This window comes from Hyphomonas atlantica corrig. (genome assembly GCF_017795365.1).
GTDB lineage: Bacteria > Pseudomonadota > Alphaproteobacteria > Caulobacterales > Hyphomonadaceae > Hyphomonas > Hyphomonas atlantica.
The window spans coordinates 842,327-862,248 of record NZ_CP051254.1 but is presented as its reverse complement, the minus strand read 5'-3'; the positions used below and the strand labels follow the sequence as shown (position 1 = coordinate 862,248).

Sequence of the window (19,922 nt, the reverse complement as noted above, 5' to 3'; positions counted from 1 at the left end):
TAGGTCAAACTTCGAGAGTCGTCACCCGCCACTTCGCCCATTCGAGGAAGACACCTCGAAATGACCCCGGATCGCTCCAGATACGAGACGGGTCATTCACCGTGCGCACAGGCCAGGCGATCAGTTCCAGATCCGGCATGGCCTTCTTCAGCACGATCAGGCTGCGCGGCATGTGATAATCGGAAGTGACGATGATCAGGCTCTTGTAACCTCGCTCATAGGCCCAGGCCGCCGTCTCATCTGCATTGCCCAGCGTGGTTTCGGCCATATAGCCAATATCGACGCAGCATGCCCAGACCTCCTCGGATCCGCCTGCCAGCGCGATCAAGTCCGCTTTCGGCACATCGGGGTTCACGCCTGAAATCAGCATCCTTCTGCCCCGACCTTTTCCGACGAGTTCCACGCCCGCGGCGATCCTGAGACCTGATCCCCCCGTCAGCGCGACAATCGCATCGGCCGTCACGTCCGGCGAACGGTCTGCATTGGCCGCGCGATTTGCAAACAGCACAAAATCAGCAATCGCCAGAACCAGCCCCGCCAGGAACAGGGCCGGCACCACGCCGATACGTCGTTTCCGCAATCGTTGTTCGCCGCTCACATCACACTCTTCAGGGAACGGATAACTGTAACACGCGCCGCAATGCGCGCGGCCAGCCCCGCGATCACCGGGGTCAGCACCAGGATCAGTAAATCAACAATATCGAGACTCAGTACGGGCAAAAGACCTGATCGCGCTCCGCTGGAATGCACCCCGAAGATCATCGCCGCCGCCGCGCCAAGCGCGAGCAAAGCGCCAACTGCCCCTGCCCTCAGCCCCAGAAGCCAGAAACGGCGCTCGAACAGCCCGGCAATGTAGCGATCGCGCGCGCCGGCCAGATGCAGCACATCAACAATATCCCTCCGCGCCAACAGCGCCGCATGCGTTGCAAACGCGATGACGGCCACGGCCGTTGATGCCAACAGAGCTACGGCAGTCAGCGCCACAAGACGCGCGATCGCCAGCATCCTTCGGACATCCCCTGCCCAATCGGCATGTTCGTCCACGGCATGTGCATATCCGGCCTCCGTCAGACGCCGTTCAAGCGTTGGCCCCATGAATTGCGTGTCCGGTTCAGCGGTGACGGCGATCAGCTGCGGCAAGGGCAGGCTTTCCGGCAGGCCCCGGCTGCCAAAGTTCGGCTCCAAAAGCGCATCAATTTCCTGTTTGGACAGAAGCCGCGCTTCGCGCACGCCTTCGGTTGCCTCAATCAATTGCCGCGCCTCTTCGGCGCCGCGCCGGTCTGCATCCGGCAGGGACACTGTCAGTTCCCCCTCAACCTCAGCCGTCCAGCTGCGCGCAGCGCCATAAGTCGACTTCGCCGAGAGCGTTGCCAGTGCGGCCAGGAAGCAGAGCGCACCGACGACGAAGAACAGCGCCATTTCGCGCGCATCCTCTACAGGCAGAAGCGGGGTTTCCTTTGCCATGCCTAATCCACCGTCTTCACGATATCGGTTCGGCGACGCGCCGCCGGGCCATATTCGACATCCTGGACCAGCAGGCCATGCTGCAGCCGGAAAACCGGCGCATCGACCTGCCGCACGAGGCCCAAATCATGCGTGGCGATGATGACTGTAGTCGCTCGCCGCTTGTTAAGCTCAAGGAAGAGGCGCATCAGGCGCGCGCCCATTTCCGGATCGACATTCCCGGTCGGTTCGTCTGCGATAAGGATATCCGGCTGGGTCACAACGGCACGGGCGATGGCAACGCGCTGCTGCTCCCCGCCGGACAGGGTTGGCGGGCGCGAATGCATGCGTTCTCCAAGGCCGACCCAGGCCAGCAGCTCCTCGACATCATGGCGATAGCTCGCTTCCTTGCGCCCCAGAACGCGAAGGGGCAGCGCAACATTCTCGTACGCGGTCAGATGGTCCAGCAGGCGGAACTCCTGGAACACGACCCCAACCCGCCGACGCAGCGCAGACAACTGGTCGCGCGTCAGGCGGCTGGTTGGTCGTCCGAACAGTGAAACTTCGCCACGTGTCGGCTTCAGTGCCAGATAAAGCAGTTTCAGCAGGCTGGTCTTGCCCGCGCCGGAGGCTCCGGTCAGAAAGCTGAACGATCCGGGTTTCAGGACAAGATCAATCCCGCTAAGGATGTCTTCCGACGTGTCGTAACGCAGCGAGACGCCATCAAGGCGCACGGCGACATCGTCAAAAAGGTCATGGCGGGGAAGGGTCATCAGCTCCTATCCTGTGCTCGTTCGAGTGGATTATTGGGGCGAATTGCGGGAAACACCAAGTCATGATCCTCACTTGTCCCCATTGTGAAACCCAGTATTTCGCCGATGACTCAACAATCGGTGAAAGTGGCCGCACCGTGAAGTGTGCCGCATGTGGTGGATCATGGTTTGTTGAGCCGAAAAACCTTGACGAAACCGTGCGCCAAACCCCTGCCGCCGCGCACGAAATCTACCGCGAGAAGGTCCGCGCCCAGCGTCGTCGGCGCAGCCGGACCGCCGCCCTGCTCTCCTGGCTCATCACAGCCGCCATCTTTTTTGCGCTAGGCGTCGGCGCCATCGTTTACCGCAATGAAGTGGTGAAACTCTGGCCGGAAGCGGGCAGCGCCTACAAGCAGATCGGCTTCAAGGTGAACCGGTTCGGGCTGGAATTCGAAGACATCGAGCGCAGCCGCACCTTCAATGACACCATCCCGATCGTCACAGTGTCCGGCAAGGCGTTGAACGTGTCCCACTCAACCGTCGATTCGCCCGCTGTGCGTGTGGACCTGAAAGACGAAATCGGACTCGTGGTCGCTACCACTTACGGCCGCATCAGCCCGGCGCAGCTGGGCGCAGGCGAATCTGGCAGCTTCCGCGTGGTCGTGGAACAAGCGCCGATGGAGAGCTTCGAAATCGAACTCAAATTTGTCGACTTGTCTGAAATTCCGGCAGAGGCGCCTGAACCTGACATGCCAAGCGAGCCTGCAAATTCAGCTGAAATGGACGCCGCCGAAGAATGACCGACATGCCGAAAATCGAGGTGATCGTGCCAGAAGACGAACTTCTGGCGGAGATCGATAAACTGGCCGAAACGCTGGCCCCGCGCCTGACGGGCGAATGGACTGTTGTTTCCATCCTGATTGGCGCCACCCCCTTCACATCCGACCTGATGAAAGCCCTCGCTCGGCGCGACATTCACCCCACGCTCGACGTGATCTGGCTGGAATCCTATCGCGATGCGCGGGAAAGCTCGGGCCGCGTCGTTGTGCGCGCAGACCTCGCCCGCTCCGTGAAGGACAAGGGCGTAATCATTCTGGACGACGTGTTCGATACGGGCCGCACGCTCGCCTTTGCCAAGACACACATGCTGGCCAAGGGTGCGCGCGAAGTCATCACCTGCGCCCTCACCCAGAAACCCTGGGCCCCGCGCGGCGAAAACGGGGTCGATTATTGCGCCATTGATGCGCCCGGGCGCTACCTTGTCGGCTATGGCATGGACGATGCCGGCAAATATCGCGGCCTGCCCTATATCGGCGCACTGGACTAGGGCCGCCCGGATCGGTTTCCGTCGAAATTACAGAATTGACGGAATCACGCGGTCTGGTGGGCGGTGGCCGTCGGCGAAGGTCTTGATGTTGATGATGACCTTCTCGCCCATCTCCGTGCGGCCTTCGATCGTGGCCGAGCCCATGTGCGGCAGAAGCACGACATTCGGCAGGCCGAACAATTCCTCGTTCACTGTCGGCTCGCGCTCGAACACGTCGAGGCCCGCTCCGGCAATCTTGCCCGCCTTCAGCGCGCGGGCCAGCGCTGCTTCGTCGATCACCTCACCGCGCGCCGTATTCACGATATAGGCTTCCGGCTTCATCAGTTCGATCCGGCGCGCATTCATCAGGTGAAAAGTCGCCGGCGTGTGCGGGCAGTTTACCGAAACAATGTCCATGCGCGACAGCATCTGGTCGAGGCTGTCCCAATAGGTCGCTTCCAGCAATTCCTCGATGCGCGGACTGACCGGCTTGCGGTTGTGATAGTGAATTTGCAGGCCGAACGCCTTGGCGCGGCGCGCAACGGCTTGGCCAATCCGGCCCATGCCGATGATGCCGAGCCGCTTGCCGGCGAGCCGACGCCCCATCATCCAGGTTGGGGTCCAGCCATCAAAGCCGCCTGAATTCATCACGTCGGCGCCCTCGAACAGGCGGCGGGGCACAGACAGGATCAGCGCCATGGCCACATCTGCCGTGTCATCGGTTAGCACGCCGGGCGTATTGGTCACCGTGATGCCTCGCTGCACCGCGCTCTGCACGTCGATATTGTCGACCCCTGCCCCAAACTGGGCGATCAGGCGCAGCTGCTCTCCCGCGCGGGCCATGACGCGCCCATCCAGGCGGTCTGTCACCGTGGGCACCAGAACGTCCGCGCTCTGCATCGCCTCAACCAGTTCTTCCTGCGTGAAGGGGTGATCATCATCATTCAGCTTCGCATCGAACAGCTCTTTCAAGCGCAATTCGACTGGGGCGGGCAGCTTGCGGGTGACGACAACTTTCAGCTTCTTCGCGGACATAGGGACTCTTTTTGCAAATATTCTCAATCGGGCCTTAGCAGAGGGATCGGGACACGCCAACGCTTCATGTTTTACACAAGATTCATTTGCGTATGGAATTCTAGCCCCTCGCAGACATGGGAAAAGACTGCACATGAAGCGGGCAGTGGTCATCTTAACGGGCTTTCTCGTCGCGAGCGCTGCGGCGTTTGCGCAAGGGGCCGACTATGTCCGCGTCAGCAAATTTTCCGGTAAGGAAGTACCGCGTTTCGAAACGCTGAAATACAACGCCGTGAATGGCCGCGCCGGCCCAAGCCGGGACCACCCCATTGTCTGGCGGTATGAGCGCAAGGGCCTGCCTCTGCTGATCATCAAGGAAAGCCAGAACTGGCGCCGCGTGCGCGACCCGGAAGGGGCCGAAGTCTGGGTTCACGCCCGCATGCTGGAGCCTGACACGATCGCGATGGTCCAGTCCGACACGGTCATGCACAAGGCACCGGACGCGATGAGCCCGAAAGTTGCGCGCCTTGAGGCCACCGTGCTGGTCGAACTCGACGGATGTGGCCAGGGTTGGTGCAAGGTAACGGCCAAGCACTACAAGGGCTTTGTCCCGACGACCGCGCTCTGGGGCGACAATACCAGCGCCGCTGCGCTGTAAGCCAACACACTCCGACACCCCATCAGAGTTGACAATCCGGGCCGCACAGGCTCGAACGGCGACTTGCGCTTGAATGAACAAGGGAACCGCCATGTCCGGACCGCACGATTACCACACGCCCCAATCCTCCTATTCCAAGGAAGACCTGCTGAAATCCGGCGCGGGCGGCTATTTCGGACCTGGCAATGCCCAATTGCCGATCCCGCCGATGCTGATGATGGACCGGATCACCGAAATCACCATGGATGGTGGCGAGTACGGCAAGGGCAGCGTGATCGGCGAGCTCGATATTACGCCGGACCTCTGGTTCTTCGAATGCCACTTTCCCGGCGACCCTGTGATGCCCGGCTGTCTCGGGCTGGACGCAATGTGGCAGGCCGTAGGCTACTGGCTCGGCTGGTCCGGCAGCCCCGGCAAGGGACGCGCGCTCGGCGTGGGCGAAGTGAAGTTCACCGGGGAAATCACGCCCGACAAGAAACTCGTGAAATATGTCATCGACATCAAACGCGTGCGCCGCGGCAAGCTGAACCTCGGGATCGCTGACGGTCGCGTCTATGTCGATGGCGAACACGTCTACACTGCCCTCGACATGAAGGTCGGCTTGAAGAACGTGCTCTAGCGCGCAGGCCTTCATGCGCATTGCACAAAATGCGCACAACAAGCCTGCCCCATGACAGATTGACGGACCTGCGGTACTTTCCCCTCTTGGGAGAAAAGGGGACTCCGCATGGCCTATTGGAAAACAGGCACGATTCTTACAGCTGCTGTGCTGGCGCTCGGCGGCGTTGACCTGGCGGAGCGGCCTCAGCAGGCCCCTTTCCCGGATCCCGTTCTTTTGTCAGGCGAGTCCTGTCTCGGCAGCGGAAGCAGCGCTCGGCGCCTCGGCCTGTTTCTGGGCGCAGCGCGCGCCTATGCGGAGTCCGGAGTGATCGTCAACAATTTCGCCGCAGGTTTGAGCGCGCCGGTGATCACCTATCCCATCACCACCAAATCCGCAGACGCGCAGGATCTTTTCGACCTTGGTCTTTCCCTTGTGATCAGCTTCAATCATGACGCCGCAGTTGATGTATTTCGTCAGGCGCAGGCGGCTGACCCGAACTGCGCGATGTGCCATTGGGGCGAGGCGTTTGCGCGGGGCAGCAACCTGAACATGGCGGTTGGCGAGGATGCCCTTCAGTTAGCACACGATGCGGCGCAGGCTGCCAAGCTTCGGGCCTCCGACACACCCGGTCTTGAGCAGGTGCTTATCGACGCAACGATCGCCCGGTATCCGCTCACCGAAGAGGGCGGTGTCGCGGAAGACCCGATAGCCTTCGCAGACGCAATGGCGCTGGCAGCGGTGCGATTTCCCAATGATGATCTCGTTCTCTCCCTCGCCGCCGAAGCGGGCATGAACACCCAGCCTTGGGACTATTGGGAGGCGGATGGGCACACGCCGAAAGGCCGGACAGCAGACGTCATCACGACGCTGGAAACCGTGCTGAACAGAAATCCGGAATTCGTCCACGCCATCCACCTCTACATCCATGCCACCGAGGCGTCCGATGATCCCTGGCGTGCAATCGAGACCGCTGAACACCTGCCGCAGCTTGCCCCGCAATCCGGCCATCTCGTCCACATGCCTTCACATCTCTGGTACCTGACCGGCCAGTGGAAGCGGTCGATGGAGTCCAATCTGGCGGCCGCGCAGGCTGACGAGCTCTATATTGCGAGCGGCAACGCCCCGCCGCTCTATGAGTATGGATACTATCCTCACAATCTCCATTTCATCCTGACATCGGCGATGATGGCCGGGGACGGAATGACCGCTTTGTCGACAGCCTCCAAACTGGACGCAGCACTGCCACAGGACATGTCCTCGCTTGCGCCGTGGATCACCCTGATCCGTCCGTCCGCCTACTATGCCCACGCGCAGTTCTCGGCCCCGGAAACTGTGTTGAGACTGCCCGATCCGGGCACAGAGTCCGTCATGGACAAGATTGCCTGGCACTATGCGCGGGGGCTGGCCTTCGCAGCTGAAGGCGACACCGCCAGCGCACAGTCTGAAACCGACCAGATTGATGCTCTAGTCTCCAGCGAGGGGGTGGCGGAACTGGAAGCACAATACCTTCCGGCGGGCGACATCGCCCGGATCTCATCTCTGGTCATATCCGCTCGGATCGCCGCTCAGGACGGCGATTTGCCTTCCGCCATTTCGCTGATGGAGCGCGCCGCAGACCTGCAGGATGCGCTGCCCTATAGCGAGCCGCCAATCTGGTACTATCCCGCCCGCCAGACCCTCGCCGCGATGCTGCTTCAGTATGGTCAGACGGATCGGGCCGAGCGCATGTTCCATCGCGCCCTGCTGAAATCCCCGAACAATGCCCATGCCCTTTACGGCCTGTGGCAGACCTACAAGGCAAAGGGCGACCGCCGGTCTGCGCGCTACGCCAAACACCTGTTCAAGAAGGCATGGATGGGGAAGCGCGGCACCACACCAGACCTGATGCGGCTCTGATTGATTTGGTCCAGCAGACTGTCCCGTCCGCGCAAAACACCGCCCGAAACTTGACGGGCAAAGCGGGGATGCCTAGCGGTTTCCCGTAGAGACATTCACCAAGAGAGGCTTTCCCACATGGCTGATGACTGGACCCCGCCGGCAGGCGATCTGATGAAAGGCAAGCGCGGCATCGTAATGGGCGTCGCGAACCAGAACTCCATCGCCTGGGGCATTGCCCGCCAGCTCGCCGCGCAGGGCGCCGACATCGCCTTCACCTATCAGGGCGAGAACCTTGAGCGCCGCGTCCGCCCGCTGGTCGAAAGCATCGGCATGGATTTCATGATCCCGGCAGACGTGACCGATGACGCCTCGATGGATGCCGCCTTCGACGCCGTGAAAGACAAATGGGGCAAGATCGATTTCCTCGTTCACTCCATCGCCTTTGCCGGCAAGGACGAGCTGCAAGGCTCGATGGTCGCCAACACGACCCGCGAAGGATTCCGCCGCGCGATGGATATTTCGGTCTTCAGCTTCATTGACACAGCCCGCCGCGCCAGCGAGATCATGCCCGATGGCGGCGCAATGATCTGCATGACCTATCTCGGAGCAGAGCGCACCGTGCCCTCCTACAATGTCATGGGCGTTGCCAAGGCCGCGCTCGAAGCCGCAACCCGCTATGCCGCGCGCGATCTCGGTCCGCAGGGTATCCGCGTCAATGCGATCTCCGCTGGCGCGATGCGCACGCTCTCCCTCGCCGGTATCCGCGGCGGCAAGAGCCTGATGGGCACGGGCCGCGACTGGTCTCTGCTGAAGGAAGACACGCGCATGGAAGGCGTCGCCGGCGCGGCGCTCTACCTGCTCTCAGAACTCGGCCACTCCGTCGCCGGTGAAGTCCACCATGTCGACGCCGGCTTCCACGTCGTCGGCGTCCCGGACCTGCCGGAGGATTAGTACGCGCTCGCCCAATCTTGGGGAGCGGACTCCTAAACCTAAGCGTGTTGTGCTATGCTTCTCCCTCAAGCTGGGAGGGAAATAACCATGTTACGTATCGCGTGTTCAGCCATGACAGCGGCGCTGCTTTTGGCAGGGTGTGGAGAGACTGCCGCAGAGAACCCCGAACCTGATGCCTCGGCGGAGGAAAGTCGGACGTGTCCGGCCTACGATCCACGCGACGGAAGCGCCGTGATCGACTTCATGCCGGGCATCGTTAAACCTCCAGTGCTGAAGATCCAGTTTCTGGTCGATGCACCGAATGACGGCGACGCGTACGAACTCGAATTTGAGAGCATCCAGGAGTCAGCGCCTCCGAGCTACGTCTTCGATCTTAAGCGCACTGAAACAGGCATGCTCCGCGTCATCACCGAAACGTCCGTTGGATACACTCAGTCGGACTTTCCTGAGCCGGAACTCCGCTCAATCGTGATCAATTGCGAAGGCAATCGGTTCTTTGAAATCGAACCGGTTGAAGTTGTACAATAGCGATCACGCTTCTGTAATCGCCCGGAACTCCTGCCCGTCTGCCCTGTTGGTCTGGCGAACCCATTCTGACAGGAGACTTCCATGTCCAACATCTTTCTTATCGGCGCCACGGGCGGCGTCGGCAGCCGCCTCGGCCCGAAACTCGTGGGCGCCGGCCACGCGGTCAAAGGCCTGCACCGCAAGCCTGAACAGGCGGGCGATCTGCGCGAACACGGCGTTGAGCCGGTCTATGGCAACATCATTGACATGACGGCTGACGACATCGCCAGCGCCATGACTGGCTGCGATACAGCCATCTTCTCTGCCGGGGCCGCCGGATCAGGCCGCGACAAGACCACGGCAATTGATGGCGAAGGCCCCGAAAAGCTGATCGAAGCCGCGCGCGCCACAGGCGTGAACCGCATCTACATGGTTTCCGTCATCATGGATGCCGGACGCGACCGCGACACGAGCGATGATTTCGAGCACTATATGGCCATGAAACGCCGCGCCGATGCAGCCCTTGCCACCAGCGGCATCGACTATGTCATCCTGCGCCCCGGCACGCTGAAAGATGATGACGGCGACGGCAAAGTCAGCGCCGGCCGCGCGATCACCTATGGAGACGTGGCCCGCGGCAATGTCGCCGCGACGCTGGCCGAACTGATCAACACGCCCGAGATCACGAATGAAATCATCGAGCTGACCAATGGCGACACTCCGGTTGCAGACGCAGTGGCCAGCCTGAAACGGAGCTGACACGCAGGGCGAAGCCCACACTGGCAATTTGCGCTCTACGACTTCTGACCTTGCCAACAGGCACATATTGAACAATAAATGTTTTGTTCAATAGTTTACTGGAGGCTCTATGCCAGCACGTATCTTTATCTGGGTCGGCCATCCACGTGCCGCATCGCTCAGTCATGGTATGGCCGATGCCTATCAGCGCGGGGCCGAAGCAAACGGTGCTGAAGCCCGCCGCATGAATTTGTCGGACATGGTCTTCGACCCGGATCTCACCGAAGGCTATCACGCCCGCAAGACACTTGAGCCATGCCTTGAAGCGTGGCGGGAGAACTTGCTCTGGGCCAATCATGTCTGTTGGGCCTATCCGCAATGGTGGGGCGGGATGCCCGCCAAGATGAAAGGTGTGATCGACCGCAGTTTCCTGCCGGGCTTCGCCATGAAGTATCACGAGAAAGACCCCTTCTGGGATCGCCTTCTGGCCGGACGACGGGGTGATGTGCTGATGACTTCCGACGCGCCGGTCTGGTTTGACCGGCTATCCAATGGTCGCGCCGCCAAGTTGCAGGTGCAGAAGCCCGTCATGAAATTTGTCGGCATACGGCCCGCACGCATCCTGCAGGTTGGACCGGTAAAGACGGCCAAGGAGGCGACGCTCGCAAAATGGTTGAAGCGGGCCGAAAGGCGCGGCGCTGATGCTGCCCGCCGGTCCCGCTGATGTGAATTGCGTCCGCCCGTCAGCCTGCTAACACGGGCATCATGAAAACCAGCACCGACACCCACGTCCCGCTCAGCGGTTTCCCGAATTATCCGGAAGAGGAAATGCTGCGCCGGGCAGTGGCGTTTCATGACTCCCTGGCCACCCGCCGATCGGTCAGGGATTTCTCGGACGCGCCCGTCCCGCGCGAGATCATCGAGGCCTGTATCGCAACAGCAAGTTCCGCTCCATCCGGCGCCAATCACCAGCCCTGGTTCTTTGCCTGCGTGAACAGCGCAGAGAAAAAGCGCGAGATCCGCGATGCAGCTGAGGCCGAGGAACGCGAATTCTATTCAGGGCGCGCCGGGGAAGACTGGCTCGACGCGCTCGCGCCCATCGGCACAGATGCCGACAAACCCTATATGGAAATCGCCCCCTGGCTGATCTGCATCTTCGCGCAGCGTCGCGGCGGCGTGCAAGCGGGAGAGACCCGCAAGAATTACTACATCAACGAAAGCGTCGGAATCGCCACGGGCATGCTGATGGCGGCCTGCCATCAGGCCGGGCTCGCCACCCTTGTCCACACGCCCAACCCGATGAAATTCCTAAACCGGATTTGTGATCGTGCGGAAACGGAAAAGCCCTTCCTCATTCTCGTCGCGGGGTACCCGGCAGACGGCGCCATGGTGCCGAAACATGCATTGGTGAAAAAGCCGCTGGAGCAAATCATGGGCGTGCTTTAGCCGCCCACCGTCACGGCAGGTCCGGGCAGGTGGATTGTGTAGAAACTCAGCGGTTTGTCGCCGGGCTTTCGGCCTTCAGCCGCAATATGAATATCCCCGCGAAGATCCGGCGGAATTCCATTGCCAATGGAGCGAATATCGCCGCCGGGCAGTTCCGCTGTAAACTGACGGAAATTCCAGCCTTCCAGTACCGGCATCTGCCGCAACCGGTCGCCCACCTTCATGCGCACCGGCACATCCCGCGCGAGGCTGCCGGACAGGTTCAGGAAATTCTGCGTCACCCAGACGCCCTTGTCTGTGCGCGCGACGCCCATCGCGACGTGGGTGGCCTCTTCGCTCAGGATATTTGCCCTGTGGCCGGGACTGTCCATCAGGTTCTGATGCAGGCGGCGCACAGCTTCCCGCTCCAGATTCCATCGTCCCTGAACCACTTCAAGCATGGCAACATTCTCGGCGGAATATTGCACCAGTGCCCGCCGGTCAAAGGCCGCAATCCGATCCTGCGGTTCGCGCCCATCCGGGCCGACATGTCCAAAAAAGTCATTATACGCCATATCAAGGCTATGGAATCGCGCCGTATTGCGAAGGTGGGCACGGTAAACCAGCGGAGCAAGCCCCGCCTCTTTTCGCGCAACATTCGTCAGTCGCAGGAATTCCCGCTCCATGCGCGCATCAAACGTATAGCCATCCGGCAGGCGGGCGAAACAGGGCCGAACCTGTTCCACATAGTCCGCCACAGCTTCGCCTCGACCAGACAAACCAAGATCGCATGCAAAGGCGGGCAAGCCCAGCAGCATAGGCATCAGGCCGATAATCAGGGATCTCAACATCATCTTGCATGAATTATATCCCGGCGAAGATGAACAGGACAGTTACGGTTTTGACGGCCAGGGCTGTAGCTGTTCGCGCTTCAATTGGCGACGCTCTTCCACCGAATGGCTGTAATCATGATCAAACGGCGCGCTTTCCCAGCTGCCATAGCCGGGGTTCGGCAGGGCGATCCACTCACGGCCCCATTTGTCCGCATTTGCCTCATACACAGTCTGACGGTCAGCGGGGCTGGTCTTGTAGTCGTCCGTAAAGTCACCAAGATTGTCACCGATCATCAACAGAATGCGGTAATCCTTCGCCACCACGCTCCAGCGCGAAGACTTGGCTGAGCCCCAGTCCGGCTGCTCTTTCTTGGTCAGCAACGTGTCGACATTGCCGCCCATCGGAAAGCCCAGCGCCGCCAGATTTCGGGCCGTACCCTCTTCTGTCACCGCATCGCGATTCGTCACGTAAAACACCTTCACGCCTTTGGCCGCTGCTGCGCGGGTAAATTCAACAGCGCCCGGAACAGCGCTTGCGACACCAGCGCTCGCCCAATCGTTCCAGCGGTCCGGATCGAATTGTTCGCCCGCCAGAATGTCGTCCGCCGCATAGGGCGTATTGTCCAGAACGGTCTCGTCTGCGTCCAGAATGATTGCCGGGGGAAGGTCCTGATACGCTGCGCCCTGCAAATCCGGCGCGGCGGTCCAGTCCGGATCGGCCAGCGCCTGATCCAGACGCATCGCCGCCAGCGCGTATATGCCATCGGTCGTCGCCTTGTACTCAACCGCCTGCTGCGCCCAGAGCACAGCGTTCAGCCGGTCATCCTGCGGCACGGCCTCGGTGACGAGCACTTCGCGCTCCACCACCACTTCGCGCACCGGCGCAGACCCTTCGTCTACATAGACACAGGCTGAGATAGCCAGCGGCGCGAGCAAGCCCGCCATGAAAAGTGAGTTTATGCGTGTCATGGCCATCTCCCGTTGCGATGGCCTGATTTCTACCAGACGGCTCCCATGCCGAAAAGCGCCTAGATGGCCCCGCAATTCTGCAAGCGCGCCAGGACTGGCGCAATCATGCGTTCAATCGCTTCCTCGGTCGGACGCACATTGCCATAGGCGGGCAGCCCCTCATCCGCGATCACGAGATCAGCTTCAAACTTTGCAGGATACGTCCATTGATAGTGCGCCGCGCGGACCGTGCCGAGATATTGCTGCAGAACGCTCTCCAGGCTGCGGCCCCGCTCCGTCACATCACGGCGAATTCGGCGCGCCAGGCGCAAATCGTCCGGCGTATCCACATAGACCGACAAATCGATCAGGGAGCTGATTTTCGGGAAAGACAGCGCGTGGATGCCCTCAAGGATCAGGATCGGCGCAGACTTGATTTCGCGCGTTTTCTCGCTGCGGTCATGGCGCTCATAGTCGTAGATCGGCTGCTGGATCGTTTCGCCCGCCTTCAGCGCGCGCAGATCCTTGACCAGCCGGTCGGCCTCCTTCGAGCGTGGCGCATCATAGTTGATGCCTGCCACCAGCTCGGTCCACTCTTCCTTTGTGGCCGGCTCGCCATAATGACTCATCGGGTAGTAATACGCGTCTTCACCGAACAGCACTGCCTGGCCCTCCGGCAAGTGCTCCAGCAGGGCCTCGGCCAAGGTCGACTTGCCAGATCCGGAACCGCCCGACATCGCGACTAGGAAGGGTTTCTTTTTTGCCATGATGCCAACGGGTCTAGCGGCAATTACCTTGTCGCTTCAATGAAAAAAGGCCGCCCGGTGGGGCGGCCTTCTGCAATTGGTGAGTGGGGAGAGGACTATTCCTCTTCGCCGCCCTCGTCCTTGGTAAGTTCCTTGCCGGTCTCCTGATCGACAACTTTCATGGACAGGCGCACCTTGCCGCGATCGTCGAAGCCCATCAGCTTGACCCAGACCGTGTCGCCTTCCTTCACCATGTCTTTTGGATGGTTCACGCGCTCGTTCGCCATCTGCGAAACGTGCACCAGACCGTCCTTCGGACCGAAGAAGTTCACGAAGATGCCGAAATCCTTCAGGCCAACAACCTTGCCTTCATAGATTTCGCCAACTTCCGGCTCTGCGACGATCTCCTTGATCATCTTCAGCGCCTTGTTGATCGACTCCTTGTCGAGCGCGGAAACCTGAACCGTGCCGTCATCATCGATGTTCACCTTAGCGCCGGACTCTTCCACGATACCGCGGATGACCTTGCCGCCGGATCCGATCACGTCACGGATCTTGTCGGTTGGCACCTTGATGATTTCCATCTGCGGGGCGTTGTCGGACAGGCTGTCGCGCGACGTGTCCAGCGCTTTCGCCATTTCACCGAGGATATGCAAGCGGCCACCGCTTGCCTGAGCAAGGGCTTTTTCCATGATGTCCTTGGTGATACCGGCCACCTTGATGTCCATCTGAAGGCTGGTCACACCCGCTTCCGTACCGGCCACCTTGAAATCCATGTCGCCGAGGTGATCCTCGTCACCGAGAATGTCGGACAGGACGGCGAAGTCTTCGCCTTCCAGGATCAGGCCCATGGCGATACCCGAAACCGGGCGCTTCACCGGCACGCCGGCATCCATCATGGCGAGAGAGCAGCCACACACGGTCGCCATCGAGGACGACCCGTTGGACTCGGTGATCTCGGACACGAGACGGATCGTGTACGGGAATTCCGCATGATCCGGCAGGACAGCCTGCAGCGCGCGCCAGGCGAGCTTGCCGTGGCCGATCTCGCGGCGGCCAGCGCCGCCCATGCGGCCGGTTTCGCCGACAGAGTATGGCGGGAAGTTGTAGTGCAGCAGGAAACGTTCCTTGCGGGTGCCGTCCAGGCTGTCGATGAATTGTTCGTCATCGGACGTGCCCAGCGTGGCCACACAGATAGCCTGCGTCTCACCGCGCGTGAACAGGGAAGACCCGTGCGTGCGTGGCAGGAAGCCAGCCTCCGCCAGAATCGGGCGAACCTGGTCCAGGTCACGACCATCAATCCGTTTGCCGGTCTTGATGATGTCACCGCGAACAACAGCGGCTTCGGCTTCCTTGAAGGCGGCCTTGAAAGTCTCGCCGGTCATTTCGCCCGGCTCTTCCTCGGTGCCGACCAGAGCTTCTTTCGCCTTGTCACGTGCTTCGCCGACAGCGGCCTGGCGCTGCAGCTTTTCAGTGATCTTGTAGGCGGCGGACAGGTCTGCGCCGACCAGTTTCTGGATCGCGGAAACGGCGTCGGAATTGTCGACCGGTGCGAAGTCGAACGGTTCCTTGGCGGCCTGCTCTGCCAGTTCGATGATCGCATCGATGACTGGCTGCATGGCGTCATGGCCAGCGACCACAGCGCCCAGCATGACCTCTTCGGAGAGTTCTTTCGCTTCGGATTCCACCATCATCACGGCGTCGGCGGTACCGGCCACGACGAGATCCAGGTCGGATTCTTCAAGTTCGACCACGGACGGGTTGATGATGTATTCGCCATCCTTGTAGCCAACGCGGGCTGCGCCGATCGGGCCCATGAACGGGGCGCCGGACAGGACGAGCGCTGCGGAGGCGCCGATCATGCCCAGAATGTCCGGATCGTTCTCAAGGTCATACGATACAGCCGTCAGCACGACCTGGACTTCATGCTTGAAGCCCTTGACGAAAAGCGGGCGGATCGGGCGGTCGATGAGGCGAGACGTCAGCGTCTCTTTCTCGGTCGGGCGGCCTTCACGTTTGAAGTAGCCGCCGGGGATGCGGCCCGATGCGTAGTATTTTTCCTGGTAGTTCACGGTCAGGGGGAAGAAGTCCTGACCCGGTTTTGCTTCCTTGGCATAGACAGCCGTGGCGAGGACGCTCGTGTCCCCATAGGTCACCATGACGGCGCCATCGGCCTGGCGGGCCACCTGGCCCGTTTCAATCGTCAGTGTGCGGCCGGCCCATTCCAGCGACACGGATTTCTTGTCAAACATCAAACAGTCTTTCTTTTCACATACGAAAAGCCCGCCGTGGCCCTATTGCCCGGCGGGCTTGTTTGGTCAGCCTAGCGGCGGATGCCGAGGGCTTCGATGAGGGTCTTGTAACGCGCCTCATCCTTTTTCTTGGTATAATCAAGCAGCTTCCGGCGGGTGGCAACCATGGCCAGAAGGCCCCGGCGGGAGTGATTGTCCTTCTTGTTCGTCTTGAAGTGTTCGGTGAGGTTGTTGATCCGTTCGGTCAGGATCGCGACCTGCACTTCAGGAGAGCCGGTGTCGCCAGGCTTGGTGGCGAACTTTTCGATCAGCTCTTTTTTCTTCTCAGCGGTAATCGACATCGAATATCTTTCATGTGATCGCCTTGCGGCGGGTTTCATCTAAACGCCTGAATTGGCGGGGTTTTCGGGTGAGTATCTGCAGTTCCAGGCCACGGCCGGGATGTCGTCCAGCCGGGTCAGAACCCGATATCCCACCACAAGGGGCGGCTTATGGCTCATTTTCCCCCGAAATGAAAGGCCTTCAGGTGAGGTTTGGCGCAAAAGCGCCGCCCCCTAGAATTTCACCTCAAGGCCGACCAGAATCTCCTGCGGTTTGCCCGGGCGCAGGCCGGCGGGGTCGATGGAGGCGACATAGGTTTCGTCGAACAGGTTTTCGGCCTTCACGCGCAGGCGCAGCGTGTCGGTCAAATCCATCCAGGCCGCCGCATCGACCAGCCAACGCGCATCAATGCGTTCACCGGCCGGAATGGCGCCCTGCCCGGCCCGCGCGCGGGCTTTGGAGACATGGTTGGCCGAGAAATCCAAGCCCCAGCGGCTCGCCTCGATGCCCGCCATCAGTGTGATCTGCTGGTCGGACACATAGGGCAGCTCATCACCGGACACGACATCGCCCCACGGCTCATAGCTGCTCTCGAAGGCCGACTGGAATTCCGCATCGGTCCAGGTGTAGACGACCCCGACCGGCAGGGAGAGCGAGGTGTCGAACAGTTTCGCCGCGTCCCAACTGGCCGTCAGCTCCAGACCCATCACATCCACATCGCCGCCATCGAACTGGTCGCCAATGGTGCAATTGCCGCCCGAAGACGCCGTACAGGTGCCGAGCAGGTTGGAATAATCATTGAAGAAGGCAATCGCCTCCACATCCAGTCCGTCCCTGGAGAAACGCCCACCCGCTTCCCAGTTCACGCTTTCCTCGGCATCGGCGTCGGTGGCGCCGGGGCTGGCAATCGCAAAGCCGCGATGCACACCGGCCAGCAGGGTCAAATCATCATTCAGTTCATAAAGCGCACTCAGACCCGGTACGACAACCTGATCGTCCAGCGTCCGCACCCGCGTCGGCCCAACCGCACGGGTCGGGTCCGCCGTCGAGAAATCCTCGCGCGTCAGCTCATAATCCTCAAAACGCGCGCCCGCCGTCACCGTCAGCCTGTCCAGCGTCACGCGGTCCTGAACGAACAGGGCAACCGCCTCGCCACTGGATACCCGGTTGGCATTGCTGCCTGCGGCGCCGGCGGCAGTCAGGATCAGGCGCCCGCCTTCGAGGCGATAGGCGTCTTCTTCCTGGAACCGGTCTTCTTCATCCTCATGCACGCGCGCGCCAATTGTGAGGTCATGGTCCAGTCCGCCAAATTGCGTCTGCCAGCTGAGCGTCGTTTGCAGGCCCTCGCTGTAATAGGCGCGGCGGTTGGCGCGATACACAATGGAATTGTCGAGGCTCGTCGCGCCGGTCGCCAGGCTGTACTCGGCGGCATAGGTCACCGGATCGGCCAGAATGGAGGAAATGCCGGTATCGCCGCTAGCGCCTGAACCATCTGCGCTGATGCCCTGCAGCTTGTACCAGTTGCGGGCGAAATCATGGTGATACGCAATCGTCGTCAGGTTCAGCGTCGGTGAGAACTCAATCTTGTGGGTCAGCTGGAACAGCTCATTCTCGCCCCGGAACGTATCGTCTGCGCTCGCATCATAGCGGCGATAGGGATCAGCCTGAAAATCCTGCAGGGTCAGGCCCAGATAGGTCTCGTTGGAGGTTTCTTCGCGCGTCTGGTATTTCAGCTCAACGCTTTGCGGCATCGGGCCATTGCTCTGATACGCGCCGAGCTTCAGCATCAGATCATCGGCGTCAAACCCGGTTGGGCCGCCATTATCCAATTCCTTGAAGCCATCGGTCTCGTCGGTGAAGACTTCGACCAGGCCGCCCAGTTGCCAGCCTGCGCCGACATCTGCGCGTCCGCCCGTCCAGGCATGCACACGCTGGCGGTCATTCGTGCCGAAGAAAGCCTGCGCAAAACCGCTCATCTCTGTTGGCACAGGCGTGGAGAACAGGTTCAGCGCGCCCCCTGTCGTGCGCGGTCCATACAGAATGGCTGCTGGCCCCTTGGTCACTTCCACGGCGCTCATCCGAGCCGTGGTCGGGAAGTAGTAGGCGGACGGAGACGCATAGGGCGCGGGCGAAATCGGCACGCCATCCTCCATCAGCACGATGCGGGATGACCGGTCAGACCCGGACCCGCGCAGGCCGATGTTGGGGCGCAAGCCATAGCCGTCTTCTTCCTGAATGTTCACGCCGGGCACAACGCGCAGCACGCGCTGGATGTCACTCTGCGCCTGCGCCGAGAGGTCGGCATCTGTGAGGAAAGAGACAGAGCCTGCCACCTCGTCGACCGCCTCGCTCGACCCTGTCACGACAATCGTCGACAGCAGCGTGTAGGGGTTTTGCTCACCCGGCTCTGTGGCCGTGTCAGCATAGGCGGAAAGCGACACAAGCGCACTGGAAGCCAGAAGTACAGACAAGCGGGAAAACGGCATGAGGGGATACCTGTTTTGAAATTGAGACTGAGTTGCGCCTGATTAGGAGCAGCAGATGCCAAGGATCAATGTGCATCTGACATTCACTTGCATAATCTTTCAGGGATTGTGCTTTCCCTGCCACGCTTCGAGAGACCAGAGTGCCCCCGCAGGCCCCTGCGCGGTTTGCGGGATTCAGTCTCCTCTCTCCGTGTCTCCGGCGCTGCGGAGGGATAAAGCGAACGCACTGCGTTCGCCCCGTAGCAGGCCCAAGCGTGGGGCGCAGGGCGCCGGAGCCTCCTGCGGCTGGCTCCGCGTCGTTTCGACGGGAGACCCGGCATGCGCCAGGGATGCGGTGCGTGGCGGCCTGTGCGCCTCCCCCAATCCGTCTGATAGCCTCCCACCCCATACTTCCCTCCTGCCCTCACAGGAGCCGGATCAGGTGCCGTTCTGGTTGTGGGGTCAGGGACAGGATGGGTCTTGTGGGAGGTGTACGGTCCTGCACGGCCCTAGGCAGGTCAGGCCAGGGTGAGCCGAGGAAGCTCGGTTGGGAATCCGCCTCGTCCGGACGCACGGGAGTAAGGCCTCCCCGGATGAACCTCAGGTGTAAAAAGCACGGAGGAATCGTTCGCGCGGCGCCGGTAACGAAGACCCGGGATCTTGGGCCCTTTCGAGGTGTCCGCTGAAGACCCTGTCCGGCGCGGCGGGCGGTAACGCTCCATTCCGTAGCCATCTACAAATCATCAGGCGGAGCGCCACGGCGCCCGCCGCGCCGACGGCTTCGCCAGACGGAGCTGGACTACAGGATACCCGGATGGTTGCGGCCAGTCCGGCTTTGGGTGCTGAGAGGAGACTTCATCATGCCCCGACGCAAAGCCCGCCACCGCAACACATTCCGCGTGAAATTCCAGCGCACCTATCACTTGCAGAGTTTTCGCACCGTGGTGAAATATTTGCGGCGCATCACGAAGAACTATCCCTATCTGCACGCGGACGTCGACACGTTCGAGGAAGACCCGCTCAACAATCTCTACACGCCGCTAAGTGTCATGCAGTCTCTGCATCCGGATCTTCTGGCCGAGGC

Annotated in this window: 20 protein-coding genes; 10 read left to right on the top strand and 10 right to left on the bottom strand. The window is 61.0% G+C overall.

Annotation, left to right across the window (positions count from 1 at the left end; genetic code table 11):
• Positions 1-4: 4 nt before the first annotated feature.
• The 3 genes from HF931_RS04385 to ftsE are packed head-to-tail and all read right to left on the bottom strand — an operon-like array spanning position 5 to position 2,216.
• On the bottom strand, positions 5-598 hold the full coding sequence (locus tag HF931_RS04385) for a YdcF family protein (RefSeq protein ID WP_273011943.1): 594 nt from the start codon (positions 596-598) through the stop codon (positions 5-7).
• On the bottom strand, positions 595-1,464 hold the full coding sequence (locus tag HF931_RS04380) for a cell division protein FtsX (protein WP_035548019.1): 870 nt from the start codon (positions 1,462-1,464) through the stop codon (positions 595-597). Before HF931_RS04380 ends, HF931_RS04385 begins: the two co-directional genes overlap by 4 nt.
• Before the next feature lie 2 nt (positions 1,465-1,466).
• Positions 1,467-2,216 carry a cell division ATP-binding protein FtsE gene (gene ftsE / locus HF931_RS04375; protein ID WP_051602434.1) on the bottom strand — a complete coding sequence of 250 codons (750 nt, stop codon included), beginning with the start codon at positions 2,214-2,216 and terminating at the stop codon, positions 1,467-1,469.
• Positions 2,217-2,278: 62 nt separating this feature from the next.
• On the opposite strand from ftsE, the gene HF931_RS04370 reads away from it, so the two are divergent.
• Positions 2,279-2,995, top strand: a complete 717-nt coding sequence (locus tag HF931_RS04370; RefSeq protein ID WP_273242004.1) for an MJ0042-type zinc finger domain-containing protein — start codon at positions 2,279-2,281, stop codon at positions 2,993-2,995.
• A complete protein-coding gene (locus HF931_RS04365; protein ID WP_035548024.1) occupies positions 2,992-3,522 on the top strand; it encodes a phosphoribosyltransferase in 531 nt (176 codons plus the stop codon). The genes HF931_RS04370 and HF931_RS04365 overlap by 4 nt, the downstream gene beginning before the upstream one ends.
• A gap of 27 nt (positions 3,523-3,549) precedes the next feature.
• On the opposite strand, the gene HF931_RS04360 is transcribed toward HF931_RS04365, so the two are convergent.
• Positions 3,550-4,536: a 2-hydroxyacid dehydrogenase gene (locus HF931_RS04360; RefSeq protein ID WP_035548028.1), complete on the bottom strand. Its 987-nt coding sequence runs from the start codon at positions 4,534-4,536 to the stop codon at positions 3,550-3,552.
• Positions 4,537-4,669: 133 nt separating this feature from the next.
• Between HF931_RS04360 and HF931_RS04355 the strand changes: the two genes are divergently transcribed.
• From HF931_RS04355 to HF931_RS04320, 8 genes are all read left to right on the top strand, one after another.
• Positions 4,670-5,173, top strand: coding sequence for an SH3 domain-containing protein (locus tag HF931_RS04355; RefSeq protein WP_051602435.1), 504 nt, complete (start codon positions 4,670-4,672; stop codon positions 5,171-5,173).
• A 91-nt stretch (positions 5,174-5,264) separates the two neighbouring features.
• Complete coding sequence (gene fabA, locus HF931_RS04350) at positions 5,265-5,792, top strand: bifunctional 3-hydroxydecanoyl-ACP dehydratase/trans-2-decenoyl-ACP isomerase (protein WP_035548405.1); 528 nt, start codon at positions 5,265-5,267, stop codon at positions 5,790-5,792.
• Positions 5,793-5,900: 108 nt separating this feature from the next.
• A complete protein-coding gene (locus HF931_RS04345; protein ID WP_273242002.1) occupies positions 5,901-7,670 on the top strand; it encodes a tetratricopeptide repeat protein in 1,770 nt (589 codons plus the stop codon).
• A gap of 117 nt (positions 7,671-7,787) precedes the next feature.
• Entirely contained in the window at positions 7,788-8,603 is an 816-nt protein-coding gene (locus tag HF931_RS04340; protein ID WP_273242001.1) for an enoyl-ACP reductase FabI, read from the top strand.
• Between the two features lie 87 nt (positions 8,604-8,690).
• Complete coding sequence (locus tag HF931_RS04335; protein WP_273242000.1) at positions 8,691-9,131, top strand: hypothetical protein; 441 nt, start codon at positions 8,691-8,693, stop codon at positions 9,129-9,131.
• Positions 9,132-9,212: 81 nt separating this feature from the next.
• Positions 9,213-9,869: an SDR family oxidoreductase gene (locus HF931_RS04330; RefSeq protein ID WP_273241999.1), complete on the top strand. Its 657-nt coding sequence runs from the start codon at positions 9,213-9,215 to the stop codon at positions 9,867-9,869.
• Between the two features lie 109 nt (positions 9,870-9,978).
• Positions 9,979-10,572, top strand: coding sequence for an NAD(P)H-dependent oxidoreductase (locus HF931_RS04325; RefSeq protein WP_273241998.1), 594 nt, complete (start codon positions 9,979-9,981; stop codon positions 10,570-10,572).
• Positions 10,573-10,613: 41 nt separating this feature from the next.
• The gene (locus HF931_RS04320; RefSeq protein ID WP_273241997.1) at positions 10,614-11,294 is read left to right on the top strand and encodes a nitroreductase family protein; all 681 of its coding nucleotides are present in this window, start codon (positions 10,614-10,616) and stop codon (positions 11,292-11,294) included.
• On the opposite strand, the gene HF931_RS04315 is transcribed toward HF931_RS04320, so the two are convergent.
• The 6 genes from HF931_RS04315 to HF931_RS04290 form a co-directional block, all read right to left on the bottom strand.
• Positions 11,291-12,127, bottom strand: a complete 837-nt coding sequence (locus HF931_RS04315) for a CAP domain-containing protein (protein ID WP_273241996.1) — start codon at positions 12,125-12,127, stop codon at positions 11,291-11,293. The genes HF931_RS04320 and HF931_RS04315 overlap by 4 nt on opposite strands.
• Before the next feature lie 39 nt (positions 12,128-12,166).
• On the bottom strand, positions 12,167-13,075 hold the full coding sequence (locus HF931_RS04310; RefSeq protein ID WP_273241994.1) for a 5'-nucleotidase, lipoprotein e(P4) family: 909 nt from the start codon (positions 13,073-13,075) through the stop codon (positions 12,167-12,169).
• 59 nt (positions 13,076-13,134) lie between these two features.
• Complete coding sequence (udk, locus tag HF931_RS04305; protein WP_273241993.1) at positions 13,135-13,821, bottom strand: uridine kinase; 687 nt, start codon at positions 13,819-13,821, stop codon at positions 13,135-13,137.
• 95 nt (positions 13,822-13,916) lie between these two features.
• Complete coding sequence (gene pnp, locus HF931_RS04300; RefSeq protein ID WP_273241992.1) at positions 13,917-16,052, bottom strand: polyribonucleotide nucleotidyltransferase; 2,136 nt, start codon at positions 16,050-16,052, stop codon at positions 13,917-13,919.
• A 71-nt stretch (positions 16,053-16,123) separates the two neighbouring features.
• Positions 16,124-16,393, bottom strand: a complete 270-nt coding sequence (gene rpsO / locus HF931_RS04295; protein WP_027838265.1) for a 30S ribosomal protein S15 — start codon at positions 16,391-16,393, stop codon at positions 16,124-16,126.
• A gap of 213 nt (positions 16,394-16,606) precedes the next feature.
• Complete coding sequence (locus tag HF931_RS04290; RefSeq protein WP_273241991.1) at positions 16,607-18,859, bottom strand: TonB-dependent receptor family protein; 2,253 nt, start codon at positions 18,857-18,859, stop codon at positions 16,607-16,609.
• Between the last annotated feature and the right edge of the window lie 1,063 nt (positions 18,860-19,922).